Origin of the sequence: Kitasatospora sp. NPDC059648 (assembly GCF_042734825.1) — a bacterium.
GTDB lineage: Bacteria > Actinomycetota > Actinomycetes > Streptomycetales > Streptomycetaceae > Kitasatospora.
Map to the genome: position 1 here is coordinate 23532 of NZ_JBHWDU010000022.1, position 16131 is coordinate 39662.

At 73.3% G+C, this 16131-nt stretch carries 14 protein-coding genes; 3 read left to right on the plus strand and 11 right to left on the minus strand.

Annotation, left to right across the window (positions count from 1 at the left end; translation table 11 throughout):
• Positions 1–5: 5 nt before the first annotated feature.
• The 6 genes from ACFV1W_RS16005 to ACFV1W_RS16030 all read right to left on the minus strand — a co-directional run bounded on the left by ACFV1W_RS16005 (position 6) and on the right by ACFV1W_RS16030 (position 6812).
• A complete protein-coding gene (locus ACFV1W_RS16005; protein WP_380416925.1) occupies positions 6–1577 on the minus strand; it encodes a Re/Si-specific NAD(P)(+) transhydrogenase subunit alpha in 1572 nt (523 codons plus the stop codon).
• 324 nt (positions 1578–1901) lie between these two features.
• The gene (locus tag ACFV1W_RS16010; protein WP_380416927.1) at positions 1902–2858 is read right to left on the minus strand and encodes a helix-turn-helix domain-containing protein; all 957 of its coding nucleotides are present in this window, start codon (positions 2856–2858) and stop codon (positions 1902–1904) included.
• A gap of 120 nt (positions 2859–2978) precedes the next feature.
• Entirely contained in the window at positions 2979–3797 is an 819-nt protein-coding gene (locus tag ACFV1W_RS16015) for a carbohydrate ABC transporter permease (RefSeq protein ID WP_380416930.1), read from the minus strand.
• A gap of 65 nt (positions 3798–3862) precedes the next feature.
• Positions 3863–4786 (minus strand): carbohydrate ABC transporter permease, encoded by a 924-nt coding sequence (locus tag ACFV1W_RS16020; RefSeq protein ID WP_380416932.1) that lies wholly within the window; start codon positions 4784–4786, stop codon positions 3863–3865.
• Entirely contained in the window at positions 4758–6011 is a 1254-nt protein-coding gene (locus tag ACFV1W_RS16025) for an ABC transporter substrate-binding protein (protein WP_380416935.1), read from the minus strand. The genes ACFV1W_RS16020 and ACFV1W_RS16025 overlap by 29 nt, the downstream gene beginning before the upstream one ends.
• Positions 6012–6074: 63 nt before the next feature.
• On the minus strand, positions 6075–6812 hold the full coding sequence (locus tag ACFV1W_RS16030; RefSeq protein WP_380416937.1) for an alpha/beta fold hydrolase: 738 nt from the start codon (positions 6810–6812) through the stop codon (positions 6075–6077).
• Positions 6813–7093: 281 nt separating this feature from the next.
• On the opposite strand from ACFV1W_RS16030, the gene ACFV1W_RS16035 reads away from it, so the two are divergent.
• On the plus strand, positions 7094–7258 hold the full coding sequence (locus ACFV1W_RS16035) for a hypothetical protein (protein WP_380416940.1): 165 nt from the start codon (positions 7094–7096) through the stop codon (positions 7256–7258).
• A gap of 89 nt (positions 7259–7347) precedes the next feature.
• Here ACFV1W_RS16035 and ACFV1W_RS16040 read toward each other — a convergent pair whose 3' ends face one another.
• On the minus strand, positions 7348–10107 hold the full coding sequence (locus ACFV1W_RS16040) for an AAA family ATPase (RefSeq protein WP_380416943.1): 2760 nt from the start codon (positions 10105–10107) through the stop codon (positions 7348–7350).
• 728 nt (positions 10108–10835) lie between these two features.
• Here ACFV1W_RS16040 and ACFV1W_RS16045 point away from each other — a divergent pair.
• On the plus strand, positions 10836–11723 hold the full coding sequence (locus ACFV1W_RS16045; RefSeq protein ID WP_380416945.1) for a helix-turn-helix domain-containing protein: 888 nt from the start codon (positions 10836–10838) through the stop codon (positions 11721–11723).
• Positions 11724–11804: 81 nt separating this feature from the next.
• On the opposite strand, the gene ACFV1W_RS16050 is transcribed toward ACFV1W_RS16045, so the two are convergent.
• A complete protein-coding gene (locus ACFV1W_RS16050; protein WP_380416948.1) occupies positions 11805–12728 on the minus strand; it encodes a VOC family protein in 924 nt (307 codons plus the stop codon).
• Positions 12729–12889: 161 nt separating this feature from the next.
• Positions 12890–13726 (minus strand): alpha/beta fold hydrolase, encoded by an 837-nt coding sequence (locus ACFV1W_RS16055; protein ID WP_380416949.1) that lies wholly within the window; start codon positions 13724–13726, stop codon positions 12890–12892.
• Positions 13727–13977: 251 nt separating this feature from the next.
• Between ACFV1W_RS16055 and ACFV1W_RS16060 the strand changes: the two genes are divergently transcribed.
• Entirely contained in the window at positions 13978–14532 is a 555-nt protein-coding gene (locus ACFV1W_RS16060; protein ID WP_380416951.1) for a Dps family protein, read from the plus strand.
• Positions 14533–14686: 154 nt separating this feature from the next.
• On the opposite strand, the gene ACFV1W_RS16065 is transcribed toward ACFV1W_RS16060, so the two are convergent.
• Positions 14687–15451 carry a GPR1/FUN34/YaaH family transporter gene (locus ACFV1W_RS16065; RefSeq protein WP_380416952.1) on the minus strand — a complete coding sequence of 255 codons (765 nt, stop codon included), beginning with the start codon at positions 15449–15451 and terminating at the stop codon, positions 14687–14689.
• A 192-nt stretch (positions 15452–15643) separates the two neighbouring features.
• Entirely contained in the window at positions 15644–16126 is a 483-nt protein-coding gene (locus ACFV1W_RS16070; RefSeq protein WP_380416954.1) for a DoxX family protein, read from the minus strand.
• Between the last annotated feature and the right edge of the window lie 5 nt (positions 16127–16131).

Genomic DNA, 16131 nt, shown 5'->3' on the forward strand with positions numbered 1-16131 from the left:
CGGGCTCAACGCCTTTCGGGGGAGGTCGAGAACATCGACAGCATGCGGCGGGTGACGGCGAAGCCGCCGAGGATGTTCACGCTGGTCAACATCACGGCGATGAAGGACAGCACGGTGACGACGCGGTTCTCGTGGCCGATCTGCAGCAGGGCCCCGATCACCACGATCCCGGAGATCGCGTTGGTCACCGACATCAGCGGGGTGTGCAGGGCGTGGTGCACCTTGCCGATGACGTAGTACCCGATGACCACGGCGAGCGCGAACACCGTGAGGTTCTGGGCGAGTTGGGCCGGAGCGAAGGCGGTCACCAGGAAGGCCGCGAGCATTCCCGCGCCGATCAGGCCGAAGCGCGCCGCGGGCCCGAGGCGGGGCCGTCCCGGTTCCACGGCGCCGGACGCCGGTGCGGCGGGCTGCGCGGCCGGAGCGGCCGACACCGCCACCGGCGGCGGCGGCCAGGTGATCTCGCCGTCGCGGACGACCGTCACGGCCCGCTGGATCACGTCGTCGAAGTCGAGGGCCAACCGGCCGTCCCGCTCGGGCGTCAGCAGCTTCAACAGGTTGACCAGGTTGGTGCCGAACAACTGCGAGGCCTGTGCGGGCAGCCGGGCCGCCAGGTCGGTGTACCCGATGATGGTGACGCCGTTGTCGGTGACCACCGCCCGGCCCGCCACGGTGCCCTCGACGTTCCCGCCCTGCGCGGCGGCCATGTCGACGATGACGCTGCCGGGCCGCATCGCCGCCACGTCCCCGGCCGTGACCAGCCGCGGGGCCGGGCGGCCGGGGATCAGCGCGGTCGTGACGATGATGTCCACGTCCTGCGCCTGCTCGTGGTACAGCGCCGCGGCGGCGCGGTCGTACTCGGCGGAGGTCGCCTTGGCGTACCCGTCGGTGCTCGCCTCCTGGGCGACCTCCACGGCCAGGTACTCACCGCCCAACGACTTCACCTGGTCGGCCACTTCGGGACGCGGGTCGGTCGCTCGGACGATCGCGCCCAGGCTGGACGCGGCACCGATGGCGGCCAGGCCGGCCACGCCGGCACCCGCCACGAGGACCTTCGCCGGCGGGACCTTGCCCGCGGCGGTGACCTGGCCGGTGAAGAAGCGCCCGAACACGTGGGCCGCCTCGATGACCGCCCGGTACCCGGCGATGTTGGCCATCGAGCTGAGCACGTCCATCGACTGCGCGCGGGAGATCCGCGGGACGGCGTCCAGCGCCAGCGCGGTGACGCCGCGGGCGGAGAGCGCCTTGAGCAGCTCGGGGTGCTGTGCGGGGGCGAGCAGGCCGACCAGGGCGGCGCCCTCGCGCAGCCGGGCGACCTCGTCGTCCGTCGGGGCGTTGACCTTCAGGACCAGCTCCGCCGCCCAGGCGTCGCCGATGCGCGCTCCGGCCTCGGCGTAGGCGGCGTCGGTGAAGCCGGAGGCGGCACCGGCCTCCGGCTCGACGACGACGTCGTAGCCGAGGCCGAGCAACTGCCGCACGGTCGCCGGTGTCGCCGCGACGCGGGTCTCCCCGCCGGACGACTCGGCGACCACGCCGACGGACTGGGGTGGGGACTGGGTCGGGACAAGTGCAGACATGTCTGGTGTCTCTCCCGTCGGAAGCATCTGCTGACCGGGGGGTGCGCGGTCGGGGGAGGATCCCCGACCGTTGGTCGAAGGAACGTACTCCTACCCAGTCCGAGAACCGATGGCGCGAACCAGTGATGAGCCTCACTCACCCGCACGGAGGATGGCCGAACGTGACCGGGGGCGCCGTCGCCGCCCGAACGGCGGTACGTCCCCTCGGGCCGGCCGCCCGTCGGCCGCCCTCACCGGTGCGGTCGGCGGCTCCTCGGCATCGCCACCTTCACCCAGGCGGCCTCCTGCTACTGCGTCCCGGAGGTGTCGCGGGGCGGCGGGGGGTCACCGCGCCGGACTACCGCCGACCTGCCAGTCCCTCGGTGTCATGCCGTAGGCCGCACGGAAGGCTCGGCTGAAGTGGCTGGAGTTGGCGAAGCCCCAGCGGCGGGCGATGCCCGCCACCCCGAGTTCCGAGGCGACCGGGCGGAGGAGGTCCCGGCTGCACCGATCCAGCCGCTGGGTCCGGATCCACCCGCCGACCGTGGTGCCCTCCAGCTGGAAGAGCTTGTGGAGGAAGCGGACGGACATGAAGTTCGCCTCCGCGATCGTCGAGGGCGACAGGTCCGGATCGCGGAGGTTGCGCAGGATGTGCTCCTTGACCCGCTCCAGCGAGGCCGCGCTCCGCGAGGCCTGCGGCCGGGAGTGTCCGGACCGGTCGTCGACCAGCAGCGCCAGCAGATCGAGCGCGGTGGCTGCGGCGCGACGGCCGACGGCCTCGTCCAGGACCTCCGCCTCGCGCGCCATCCGCGAGAGGTAGGTCGCCACCAGTGCGGCGCTGCCCTCGGTCCCGCTGAACGAGGTCGCGGTCAGCGCCCGCAGGTCCCGCTCCGAGACGTCCAACTCCGCGCGGGGGAAGTGGAAGGACGTGAAGACGAACCCCTCCTCGATCTTCTTCCGGAAGACCCGGGAGGTGTCGGTGATGGAGAACTCGCCCGGCCGGATGACCGACTCCCTGCCGTCCTGCTCCTTGAGCGCGGTGCCGCGTTCCTGCAGGCTGAGGATCAGCGACGGGGGGCCGCCGGCGGCGATCATGCGTCGGCTGCGCGTCACCACCTGCGGCCCTGCCTGGACCCTTGATATCCGCACGGAGCCGAGCTGGTGGCCGATGATCGCCCCGGGCGACGGCACCTCCTCCAGGAGGTCCACGGCCATCGGTACGAAGGCGTGGGACACCGCCTCGTGCCAGCTCTCCGCCCGGTCGGAGGCGGAGAGTCGTGCGGTGGAGAGAGATGCGCGCACCGGGTTCCTCTCGGGTCGGTCGGCCGGCGGTGGTCCCGTCCACCGCTGTGCCTTCGAACCACCATGCCAACGGGCCCGGGGCGGGACATCGCGTGAACCTACTAGATCGAAGGTGACCCCTCACTTGACGGCCGCACCGGCGGCGGCGGTGGTGACGTGGCGCTGGGCGACGACGAGCAGGACGGCGGCGGGCACGGACGTCAGGACGGCGGCGGCCATCACGGCGTTCCACTGGGTGGTGTAGGCGCCCAGGTACCGGTAGACGCCCAGGGTGACCGGCCGGACGGTGTCCGTGGTGGTCAGGGTGAGGGCGAAGAGGAAGTCGCTCCAGGCGAAGAGGAAGGTGAAGACGCCGGCCGTGATCAATGCGTTCCGGCTCAGCGGGAGCACCACGGAACGGAGGACGCGCAGTCGGCCCGCGCCGTCCACCCGCGCGGCCTCGATGATCTCCTCGGGGATGCCCCGCACGGACGAGTGCAGGATGAGGATCGCGAAGGGGACGCCGGCGGTGGAGTCGGCGAGGACCAGCCCGAGGTGGGAGTCGAGCAGCCCCAGGTCGTTGTAGGCGCCGTAGAGCGCGTTGGCCACCACGATGCTCGGCACGGTCTGGGTGGCCAGGATGCCGAGGAGCACGACCTTCGTGCCGCGCAGGTGGAACCGGGCCAGCGCGTGGGCCGCCGGTGCGGCGAGTGCCAGGCTGAGCAGCGCGCTGCCGAGGGCCACCACGAGGCTGGTGACGAGGTTGCACCCCTGGTCGCGCAGGGCGGTGGCGTATCCGCTGAGGTCCGGGTGGAACGGGAACCACTCTCCGCGCAGGGTGTTGCCGGCCGGCTGGAGGGAGGCGTTCACCATCCAGTAGACGGGGAAGAGCATCAGCGCGAGCAGGACGATTCCGACGAGGGTGGACAGCCGGCCACCGCGGCCGGGCGGGCGTTTCACGGGATCGCCTCTCAGACGGCGGGTACACGGGTGGGCGGGCACAACGTGGGCGGAAAGACGGACGGTCAGACGGTCCGGCCGCGTCGGTCGACGCGCAGGTGGAGGACGGCGAACACCAGCGACAGGACGATGAGCAGATTGCCCATCGCGGCGCCGCGCCCGAAGTCGAACTGTCGGAAGGACAGTTCGTAGGACTGGGTGGCCATGGTCTCGGTCGCGCCGGCCGGTCCGCCGCCCGTGACCACCAGGATGACGTCCAGCACCTTGACGGTGTAGACGGCCCCCAGCACGAGCACCACGCGCACCGCCGGCCGCAGCAGCGGCCAGGTGATGTGGCGGAACGAGGCCAGCGGGCCGGCGCCGTCCAGCTCCGCCGCCTCGTACAGCTGCGGGGGGATGTCCTGCAGACCGCCGTACAGGACCGCGGTGTTGAACGGAACGCCGACCCAGACGTTGACCAGGACCACCGACAGCAGAGCCTGGGACGTGCCGGTGAGCCAGGGAACGCCGGACGACGTGAGGTGGAGGCCGCGCAGCACCGTGTTGACGACGCCGGTGTCGGGGTCGAGCATCCACCTCCAGGTGGTCCCGGTGGCGACCAGTGGCAGCAGCCACGGCACCAGCAGGAGTGACCGCAGCACGCCGCTGAGCGGGAACCGGCGTCGGAAGAACAGGGCGAAGGCCAGGCCGAGGACGAACTGCCCCAGGACCGAGCCGAACGTGAACACGGCCGTGGTCAGCAGGGTCCGGGGGAAGGCGGAGGACGAGAGGACCGCCGCGTAGTTCCGCAGGCCCACGAACGGGGCGTCACCGGTGTAGAAGGACGTGACGGTGTACTGCCGGAAGCTCGTCACGACGTTGTCGACGACCGGGTAGCCGAAGAACAGCAGCAGGTACGCCGCGGCGGGCGCGACGAACAGCCACCGGGCCCATCGCTCCCACTGCCGGACCGGCGACGGGTCAGTGGCCTGTGGCGGTCTGCTGCGCATGGCTGAGGGCTTCCTCCGGCGTCTGCTCACCCGTCAGCGCGGACTGGATCGCGGTGTAGATCCCCGTCGCCGCTGCCGGCCACTCGACGCCGAGCTCGGCGGTACGGGCGCGCGCCACCGTCACGCTCCGGGCGAAGGCGGCCGTCGACGGGTTCTCCTCGGCCTGCTGGGCGGCCACCGCGGTGCGGGAGGGCACGGTGCGGTGCTCCCGGGCCAGGGTGAGCATGTTCGCGGGGGAGTTCAGGCAGGCGAGGACCTGGGCGGCCTTCTGCCGCCGGGCTTCGGAAGGGCTCTGCGGGACGGTCCACACCTCGCCGCCGAGCGGGGTGACGGGGGTCTGTCCCAGCCGGGGCACGGGCACCGGCGCCACTCCCCAGTACAGGTTCGCGTCCTGCTCCAGGGCCGGGATGCGCCAGGGGCCGTTGATCATCATGGCCGTCCGCCCGGCGACGAACTGGTCGTGGACATCGGCCTGGGTCCAGTTCAGCACCGACTTCGACATGGAGCCGCTGTTCACCAGGTCGACCCAGAGCCGGAGCGCCTCCGCGGCCCGGGGGGTGTCCAACTGCCGTTCGTCCCCGCCGTTGGACCAGAGGAAGGGCAGGAACTGCCAGGTGCCCTCGAAGGTGGCGGTCGCGTCGACCGCCATGCCGTAGCGCCCGGGGCGGGTCAACGCGGCCGAGGCCGCCTTCAGTTCGTCCCAGGTCCTCGGGACGGCGACGCCGGCCTCGGCGAGCATGTCCTTGTTGTAGACCAGGGCGACGGTGCTGACGTTGGGGGCCAGCCCGTACAGCCTGCCCTGGTAGGTGCCCGCCGACACGATGCCCGGGGCGAAGCCGTCGGCGTCGATGCCGTAGCCGTCCAGCGGGGTCAGGGCGCCGGTCCGGGCGATCTGCTGCAGGTCGGGGTTGTCGAGCATCAGCAGATCGGGGAGGGTCCGCGAGGACGCCTGCTGCAGGACCTTGGGGATCAGGGAGGCCCCCGGGACGCTCGTCTGCTCCACCCGTACCCCGACCGTCCGGCCGCACGCGGTGAGCAGGTCGCCCCACTGGGTGTGTTCGGCCCGGTCGGTGTAGTAGTCGAGCGCGGTGATGGCGGTGACTTCGCCCTCGGCCCGCCCGGAACCGGTGCGGTGGCCGCACCCGGTGGCGGCCGGCACCAGCAGGAGGAGCCCGGTCAGGAGGGCGGCGATCCGCCGAGCCGACGATCTGGCCGGTGAGATCATGCAGGTGCCTTTGCCGGGTGTCTGGAGGTCGGGTCCTGTTGGACTCTTCCGTTCGAACGCACATTAAACACCCCCCGGAGTACCCAGGGCGTGCCCGGTGGCCTCCCGGATCATCGCCACCACGGCTTCCGGCCGCGACAGCGGGACGGCGTGCGAGGCGTCCAGCACGTACTCGGTGGCCGCCATGCGTTGGGCCATGAAGCGCTGGGCGGCGGGGTTGAGCATCCGGTCGGCGGTCGCGATGGCGTACCAGGACGGCTTGTCCGCCCAGGCCGGCGAGCCCGATCTGTCGGTCAGCGCGCCGCGGGCCACGGGGCGTTGTGCCGCGGCCAGCGCCTGTCCGGCCGCGGGCGACAGGTCGTCGGCGTACAGCTGCCGGAACCGCTCCGCGCGGATGTACACCTCGACGTCGGGGCCGGAGGAGAGGGCCGTGGTGGCGGTGGCGTCGGCCAGCGGGGAGGGGGCGAAGCGGTCGGTGATGTCCAGCACGCACTCTCCGGCGTCGAGGCCGAACGCGGCGACGTAGCACAGGGCCGCCACCTGGTCGGCGTCCTCGGCCACCTGGGTGATCACCGCGCCGCCGTAGCCGTGGCCGACCAGGACGACGGGGGAGCCGAGCCCGCGCACCAGGCCGCGGACGCACGCGGCGTCGTGCTCCAGGCCGCGCAACGGGTTCGAGGGGGCGTGCACCGTCAAACCGGCGGCGCGCAGCGGGCCGATGACCGCCGACCAGGACGAGGCGTCGGTGAACGCCCCGTGCACCAGGACGACGGTCGGTGAAGCGGGGGTGGCGCTGTGCATGCCGGTGTCCTCTGACTGGACGGCGGAGCGGGACGGGGCGAGGTCCCCACCATGCGGGTCCGGCCGTGGCGGGGCATCGCGTGAACGTACCAAAGGGCGCGCCGAGCGCCGGCGGGCCGTCGGGCGGCCGAGCACGAGCTGCCCGACGGCACCGGGCGATGACCGGGACGGCCTGTGCACTCCCGGGCACACGGGGGTGCGCCGTCGGGCAAGCCGGGCGGCACGGCGGCTCCTACCCTCGTGCCGCAAGCGGCCTGACCGACCATCGCCTGGCCGCCAACGTGGAGAACCAGTGGGGGGCCATCAGCCGGTTCATCAACGCGCGCGCCAACCCGTCCGGCCAGAGCGTCAACGTCATGGGCCACAACGTGACCACCATCGCCGCAGTGCTCTACTGCATCGGGTTCATCGAGGCCAACGGCGGCATCCTGCACAGCAGGTCCTGAATCAGCGCGAGGCGGCCCGCCCGCGCCCACCGGTGGGCCGCCCCTGCTGTCCGCAGCACCACCGGGCACGTGGCTCCGGAGCCGATCGGTCACCCGCCGCCCTCCCGGGCCTCGGGAAGGGCGGCGACCAGGTTGGCGAGTTGGACCCGGGATCCTATCGACAGCTTGCGGAACACGGACGTCAGATGGGTGTTGACGGTGTGCGGGGACACCACGAGCACGTCGGCGGCCGACCGGTTGGTGTGGCCCTGGGCGATGAGGCGGGCGACCTTCTCCTCCGAGGTGGTGAGGGCGCCCCAGCCCTGGACAGGTCGCCGTACGGTGGCCGCCCTGCGGCCTTCGCCTCCGGCACCCACCACGGCGCGCTGGACCTGCGCCGCCGCGGCGTGGGCGCCCGACTCGGCGAACGTGTCCCGCGCGTGCGTCAGCGCGGCCACCGCCGGGCTCCGCCGCCCAGCGGCCAGCAGGGCCAGGCCGAGATCGGCGTGGGCGGCGGCCCGGGTCAGCGGGCGGGGGCTCGCTCCGAGCAGTTCCACGGCGTGTTCGAGCACGGCGGGGTCGTTCCGTACGAGCCCGCGGGCCTGCGCCGCGATGCCGGCGGCGGTCGGCACGGACGGGTTGCGTCCGGCATGGGCCTCGGCCTGCGCGGCCAGGTCCTCGGCGAGCCGCTGGTCCCCGCCGCGCAGGGACATCCGGACCGCCGCGTCGACCCAGTCGCGCAGCAGCCGCCACCGCATGAAGGGCCCTTGCCGCTGCACCTGGCGGATCCGGTCGACGGCGAGTCCGACGTCCCCGTCGGCCTCGGCGTGGACGGCCTCCAGGAAGCGCACCGCGGCCGTGTTGCCCGGGTTGGGTTTGACGGCCAGTCCCTCCCGGGCGGCGAGCAGGTGCTCCCGGGCCGCCTCCCGGTCGCCGCGCAGCAGGGCGATCCGGGAGCGGATCACCCGGCCGTTCACCTGCTGGACGGGCACCCGCACCTCGTCCTCCAGGCGTTCCATGGTCACGAAGTCGGCCTCGGCGTCGTCGAGCCGGCCGAGCCCGAGGTCGTGCTGACCCTGGGCCCACTGCAGCATGGCCTGACGCACCGCACCGCCCCGGTCAGCCGCCCGGAGGAGCAGGCGCCCACCCGAGGTGAAGTCGTCCACGTGCACGTGCGCGACGACCTCCTCGGGGAGGAAGGCGGAGTCGATGGTGCTGAGCGCGGCGAAGCGCCGCAGCGCGACCGCGTTCTCCCCCGCGTTCAGCGCGGTCTCGCCCAGCCCGGACAGGGCCAGCACGTGGGCCTCCCGGTCACCGATCGCGGTGGCGGTCCGCAGCGCGGCCTCGCCAGCCTCCCGCGCCGAGGCCAGGTCACCTCCCCGGGACAGGGCCAGGGCGCGCAGGGCGGCCAGCCGGGCGCAGATCTCCGGGGCGGAGCCGCCGGCGGCGAGCGCGGCCTCGGTCCGGCGGCGCAGTTCCTCGGCGAGATCCATGGTCCACAATGCGCCGCCCAGGGCGGACTGGAGCCGGCCGAAGACCTCCAGCGGCGGGCGGTCGGCCAACAGCCGGTCGCCGGTCTCCAGCGCCTCGCGGTTGCGGCCGGCCCGGGTCAGGCAGAGGATCGTCTGCTCGCCCACCTCGAACCTCAACCTGCCGGATGCCGGCGACAGTTCGAGGGCCCGCAGCATCAGGTCGGCTGCCGGGCCGGGGGTGACCGCCAGCAGGTCGTCGGCCGCTCGCCGCAGCAGCGCCACGGCCTCCTCGTCCCCGGGCACGGCGCCCCGGAGGATGTGCGGCACCGCGTCGATCGGCTTCCGGCCGACGCTGACCAGGCGGCGGGCGGCCTCGCGGTGCAGGGCCTTCCGGGCCGACGGCGGGATGTCGGCGTAGACCGCCTGGCGCAGCAGATCGTGCCGGAAGACCAGGTGGTCGCCGTCGTCGTTCAGGAGCCCGGCGCACACCGCCTCTTCGAGCGCGGGGAGCAGCGTGGAAGCCGGGCGGTCGCAGAGCGCGGCGGCGTCCTCGAAGCCGAACCGGCGGCCCAGCACCGCGCCCATCTGGAGGAAGCGCAGCGTGCCGGGCTGCAGGGACCGGAGCCTGCCGCGCACGCCCACCACGAGCCGGGAGGGCATGACGTCCTCGGAGGCGTCGGCGGTCCGCAGTCCGGACAGCATCTCGACCGCCAGGAACGGGTTCCCCCCGGCGCCGTCGAGCAGGTCCCGCACCCATCCGTCGACCGCCGGACCGAGCGTGTCGTCGGCCAGTTGACCGATGGCCGCTCCGGACAGGGGGCCCAGCGACACCGTGACCGTCGGAAGGCCGCTGGCGGCCGCCACGATCTCCTCGGCCGGGCCGGCGGGCTCCCGGCGCCCGGTCAGCATCCAGAGGACCGGCGAGGTCCGCAGGCGGGTCGGCAACTGCTGCAGGGCGAACCGGCTCAGCGCGTCGGCCCACTGCACGTCGTCCAGGCCGATCAGCACCGGCGCGTCGGCGGCCCTGGCTTCGATCGCCTCCGCCAAACGCTCCACCAGCCAGATCCGCTGGTCGTGGTTGCGGGCGAGATCGGCGAGGTCGTTGCAGGACAGCAGCGGCCGGTCGCCGTGCAGGACGCTGGCGGCCAACGACGAGAGCGGCACGATGTGGTGCAGCTCATCGGCCTTGCCCAGGCCCACCGAGAACCCAGCCGCGGCGGCCCGGTCGGCGGCCTCGGCGAGCAGGGTGGTCTTGCCGATGCCCGGCTCCCCCTGGATCAGGGCCAGTCCGCCACTCCCGGTTCCGGCCACCGAGGCGATCAGCGCCTGGAGCCGTGCGAGTTCGGCCTCCCGGCCGCGCAGGCCACGATGGGACAGCGGACCGCCTGACCCTGCCATTCGAGCTTCTTCCCCGTCCGCCCACGTCGGCCGGAGTCGGGGTCCGGCCGTGTCACTGTTCCCGGCTTCCAGAGGGTACGCGGTGGGTGGTCGGCTGCTGCAGCGCAGGTGGCGGCGGCCAGGGTCCTCGGCCGGTGCGGCCGGTGCGGCCGGGCAGTTCGGCGTGCCGGTGGGCGCGGAGTGGGGCGGGGCCGAGCGGGCGGCGCGGTCGTCCCGCCGCGGAACCCGGAGCTGCCGTGGACCGGTGGCGGCGGATCCACCGTCCAGACTGGGGAGGTGACGGCGGGGATGTTCCGGTGGTGCACGGCGACGTGACGGTCCGTGCACCTTCCCGGCCGCCGGGCCGGCCGGGAAACGGGCCCGCCCCGGCTGTGCCCGCGGTCGGGAAGCGGTGCGGTCGGGTGGCCCCGCAGGTTGTCGCCGCCTCGGTGTCAGCCTTACGAACTCCCTTGCTCTGCAAGGCCTTTGACCTTGCAGGAAGTCTTCCTGCGGGGCCCTCTCCGAGGGGTGGGTGCCACTACCGGTGAGCGCCGCCCGGGGCGGGCGGCGCCGCCGGAACCTCGGTTTGTTGAATGTTTGTCCAGCCGTTCCGCTCCTTGTATGAATGGCGCCGGAAGGACTTCCCCTCCTGAACGCCCCGTTGCCGGTGGCGCCGCCGCGCGGCCGTGCTGCGGCGCCACCCTCGCCGGCATCCGCACAGCACCACTCCCAACCGGTCGGAGTCTCCCGTGAACCAGTCGGGTCCCTCGCCCACGCCCGAAACGCCCGCGCCCGAAGCCGAAGTCCACCAGCTCGACCCGGCCTCCCGCGACGGCGGCGACACCTGCGTCGACATCCTCTCCCCGCCGCCCGGGACCGATCCCGAGGACTGCCTCTACGTCGCCCTGCACCTCCACGGTGCGGCCTCCGTCCGACGCGGCGGTGCGAGCACCGTGCTGGCCCCGGGGGACCTGCTGATCAGCGCCAGCCCGCACCCGGCGGGCCTGATGCGGGGCTCCGAGTGCCGGATGGTCCGCTTCCGCGTCCCCTGCTTCTACCTGGGCGTGCGGCAGAGCGACGTCCGGCGCGCGGGCGGGCTCATGGCGCGGGGGAACGAGGGGACCGGCTCGCTCGCGTCCCAGTTCCTCCGCACCCTGGCCGCCCAGGCACGGGCCCACCGGGCCAGGCCGGGGAACCACCTCGCGCGCAGCGCCTCCGACATCGTCGCCGTCCTGGTGGACGAGCTGCTCGACCGGGAGAATCCGGAACATCCGACCGGCACGGCCGAGTTGTTGTCCCGGATCCGGTCCCACATCGAGGAGAACCTCGCCGACCCGGGCCTCTCGCCCGAGTCGATCGCCCGCTCGCAGCACATCTCGGTGCGCTACCTCCACAAGCTCTTCCAGCAGGACGGGATGACCGTGGGCCAGTGGGTGCGGAGGCGTCGGCTGGACGCCTGTCGCCGGGAGCTGGAACGCCCGTCCCGTCGGCAGACCAGTGTGTCCGCCGTCGCGCACCGCTGGGGCTTCGTCAGCCACTCGCACTTCAGCCGGGCGTTCCGCGACGCCTTCGGCGTCTCTCCCCGCGAGTGGCAGGCCTACGCCACCCGGACCGAGGGCCGCGGTACCGCTTCCTGATCCCCCAGCCGGTGTCATCACCGCCCGTCCTGACAGGACGGGCGGTGCGGCGCAGGGGGCGCGGGGGCGGCTGAGGGCCGGTCACCGGTCGGCGTGGATCTCCGCGACGTAGCCGCCCGGGAACCGGACCATCGCGCTCTCCCGGCCGCCCGCGCGCACCGGCCCCGACAGCACCGTGGCGCCGGCCGCCCTGGCCCGGTCCAGGGTCGCGCCGAGGTCCGGCACGCCGTAGCCGGTGGTCTCCAGACCGAAGGGGTGGGGCAGGTGGCCGTCCGTCACCGCGACGGTGGTGGTGCCGAAGCCGGAGGTGAGCCGGACCAGCCGGTATGCCGTCCCCGGCAGCCCGATGGCGGCGCCGTCGGCCCGCCGGTCGTCGGAGACGACGCGGCCCCGGGTGAAGGCGAGGTAGCTGTCCAGGAAGGCGCCGACGGAGTCCGGCGACAGGTAGAGCCGGTTCTCCGGCACGCTCGCCGGGGCGGGGTAGGACGGAGCGGTCGTGTGGACGTAGAGCTGGGTGTTGACACCGCCGGGGAACTGGACGACGGCGTCCCGGCCGATCGGGTCGGCGAACGGCGCCACGGTGACGGCCGCGCCGTCGGCGCGGGCGGCCCGGACCGCCTGGTCGAGGTCGGTCACCAGCCAGCCGGTGCGCTCCGTGCCGAACGGGTACGGGACGGGCGTGGTGTAGTCGAACACCGACAGCGTGCCGACCGGCGACACGATCAGCTCGGACAGCGTCCGGCTGGGAGTCGGGGTCACCTGGGTGGAGACCGGGCCGATCGTGGTTCCGCCGAAGGTGGCCGTCCAACTGGTCACGAAGGCCTGCTCGGTGCCCGGCGACACGTACACGTGGGTGGTGTCGTACTGCGGGCCGACGGCGAAGTGCCGGTGCGCGCCCGACGGCTGAGCCGGACTGCTCTGGGTGGCCGAGGCGGTGGGGACCGCTGCCAGTGCGGCGACCGCTGCCGCCAACGGGACCACGCGTCGGGCGAATCGAAGCTTCACGGGGACCTCCTGGTCGTGGTGCGCGCCCGGCGCCCGGGGGGAACGGGCGCGGGGCGCGGGTGTGTGGCCGGTGCCGCCGTCGCCGCCCCAGGGCGCGGACGGCGACGGCGGCACCGGCGACGGGACGGACGGCCGCGGTCCGGGGAGCGCGGCCGTCCGGGTCACTTCGCGAGGAAGGCGAGCAGCGCGGTGTTCACTTCCTCGGCGTGGGTCCACAGCAGGCCGTGCGGCGCACCCTCGATCTCCACGTACTCGGCGGAGGGCAGCGCCCTGTGGAACGGCCGGGCGGTGTTCTCCACGGGCAGGACGCGGTCGCCGGTGCCGTGCAGGATGAGGGCGGGGACGTCGATGCGCGGGATGTCGGCGCGGAAGTCCGTGTACCAGGTGGTCGGGGCGGCCGAGGCGGCGAAGGAGCCGCCGCTGGCGGCGACGTCCCAGCTGTTTCGGACGGCCTCCTCGCTGATCCGGCTGCCGAGGTTCTCGTCCAGGTTGTAGAAGTCCTGGTAGAAGGCGGTGTAGTAGGCGTACCGGTCGGCCTTCACGGCGGCGACGATGCCGTCGAAGAAGTCCTTCGGGGCGACCCCGTCCGGGTTGTCCTCGGTCTTCAGCAGGAACGGCTCCAGGGAGGCCAGGAAGGCGACCTTGGCGATCCGGGCGGAGCCGAACCGGGAGACGTACCGGGCGACCTCACCGGTGCCCATCGAGAAGCCGACCAGCACGGCGTCCCGGAGGTCGAGGGTCTCCAGCACGGTGTTGAGGTCCGCGGCGAAGGTGTCGTAGTCGTAGCCGGTGGTCGGCTGCGAGGACTGGCCGAAGCCGCGGCGGTCGTAGGTGATCACCCGGTAGCCGGCGTCGAGCAGCGCGGCGCTCTGCCGCTCCCAGGAGTGCCCGCTCAGCGGGAATCCGTGGATCAGCACGACCGGCTGCCCGGTGCCGTGGTCCTCGTAGTAGAGGTCGATGGAGGTGGAGTTCTCCTGGCCAACGGTGATGAACGGCATGGGTTTTCCTGTCTCTCGGTCAGCGAGTGGCTGCGATGCGGCTCACGCTAGGGGCGGCCGCCGCCGGCTTGTTGCCCCGGAGAGCACCCGGTGTCGCCCGAGAGTGCTCCGGGTGCGCCCGGCGAGCCGGACGGGCCCGCCTCCCGTGCGGGTGCGCGGAAGGACCGCAGGCGGTGCGCCGTCGGAACAGGCCGTGGGCCCGCGCGTTCCTAGCCTGGTCCCCGAACAGCCCGGCCATCCCCAGGAGTACCATGTCCAGCCAGCCGCACCTCCACCAACACGCCCCGGAGATCCAAGAGTTCGGCACCGTCACCCAGTTGCCGATCGCGCTCTCCCACGACGTCCGGCAGTACTCGTGCCAGCGGCTCAACCGCGTCCTCGCGGACACCCAGTTCCTGTACTCGCTGTACAAGAAGTGCCACTGGGGCATGCGCGGGCCGACCGCCTACCAGCTGCACCTGCTCTTCGATAAGCACGCCCAGGAGCAGCTGGAGTTGGTCGACGCGCTTGCCGAGCGGGTGCAGACGCTCGGCGGCGTCGCCGTGGGCGACCCCCGGCACGCCGCGCTGATCACCGGGGTGCCGCGCCCACCGGACGGCGTGGAGGACGCGCACTCGATGCTCTCGCGCCTGCTCGACGCCCACGAGACCATCCTCGCCGACGTCCGCGACGCCGCCACCCGTACGGCGGGGCTCGGCGACGACGGGACCCAGGACCTCCTGGTGTCCCAGATCGTCCGCACCGGCGAGACGCAGGTCTGGTTCCTCGCCGAGCACCTGGTCGTCACCCCCGGGACCGGGGCGTGACCGCGGGCCGGGTCCGTTCGTCGGCGGGCCCGGCCCCTGCTCGCGCCGTCCAGCGGTTCGGGGCGCGGACTCCGCAGGCCGTGGACGTCCGGCCGTCGGATCCGGGGGCGGACGTCCACCGACTGCACGGTCCACCGACTGCACGGCTCACCGACTACAGGGTCCGGCGCACACCCGCCTGCTGTTCCAGCCGGTTCAGCTGGCCGGCCAGTCCCGCGTGCATGGCGTCCCGCACCGGACCGCTGCGTCCGATCCAGAGGGCCTCCCTGCCCCGGAGCTCCTCCAGCATCAGGGCGTGGGCGGCGTACATCGCGACCGCCGCGAGGAGCATGCCGAGTGCCCCGGCGGTGTGGCCCAGCCAGGCCGCGCCCGAGAGGCCGTGGACGCCGGCGACGAAGTAGCGCGGTACGGCGATCAGCAGGAGCAGCCACAGCACCTTCTTCGGCTTGGCCACCGAGGCCATCAGCGCGGCGAAGACCGTGAACGCCAGGTTCATCACACCGAGTACCTGCGCCCCGCCCTGGGCGCCCGTCGCCGTGACCAGGCCGTTGGCCAGCCAGGCGCCGGCGAATCCGCCCATCAGCGTCGCCGCGATGACGTCACGGGCGCCGAACGCCAGGACGCTGACCAGCAGTTGGAGCACGAAGGCGGAGAAGACCGTGAGCGCCACGGCCTGCCGGTGCGCACCGTCGATCAGGCCGAGCTGCAGGCTGCTGGTCACGACGGACGAGATGGCCACCGTGAAGAAGCCCAGGGGCATCGGCGAAGCGATGGGCCGCAGGGTGATCCGTGTCATCGCGTGCAGGGCCGGCTCGGCTCCGCCGCCGGCCACCGGATCCGTGCCCGTGGGTGTGCCGATCCCGCTCACCGTCGGATCCGGCTCGCGCACCCGCTCGCCCTCTCTCGTTGCCGCCGCCATCAGGTTCTCTCCTCGCTCCAGGTGCTTCGTTTCCTCGGGCGACCGCCGGCAGGGCCGCCGTCCGCCTGCGCTGCGGCTTCGATCGTTCGCAAGCCCGATGAGCCCGTCGGCGGTGTTCCCGCGTTCCGGTGGTCCCGGGCCCCTGGGCGGTTCCGCCGCCCAGGGGCCCGGGACCGTTCGGCCGCAGCCGTCTCAGGCGCGGTGCAGGGCGAGCCGAGTGGCCAGGCCGCCGCCCACCCCGGCGACCACGGCCGCGGGCAGCCACCACAGCGGCCAGTGCGCCAAGCCGAGGGCGCCGTCGACCGACCACTGGCCGGGGCCGGTGGCGGTCAGCGCCGCGCCCATGACGATCAGGACGAACGGGAACTCGTACCCGTCGTGCTGCACCCACAGCCCGTGGGGCCACTTGACCGTCAGGGCGACCGTCATCACGCCCATGAGGCCGGCGCCGGCCAGCGGGGTGAGCAGTCCGGCGGCCAGCATCAGTCCGGCGCCGATCTGGGTGCCGCCGGCGGCCAGCGCGGTGAGCTTGCCGCCGCGGAAGCCGTCGCCCCGGAACTCGGCGCTGCCGCCCTCCAGGCCGCCGCCACCGAGGTGGAAGCTGATCTTCTGGACGCCGTGGCCCGCGATCAGCAGACCGGAGACCAGGCGCAGCAGGAGAAGGCCGGTGTTCATGTCGG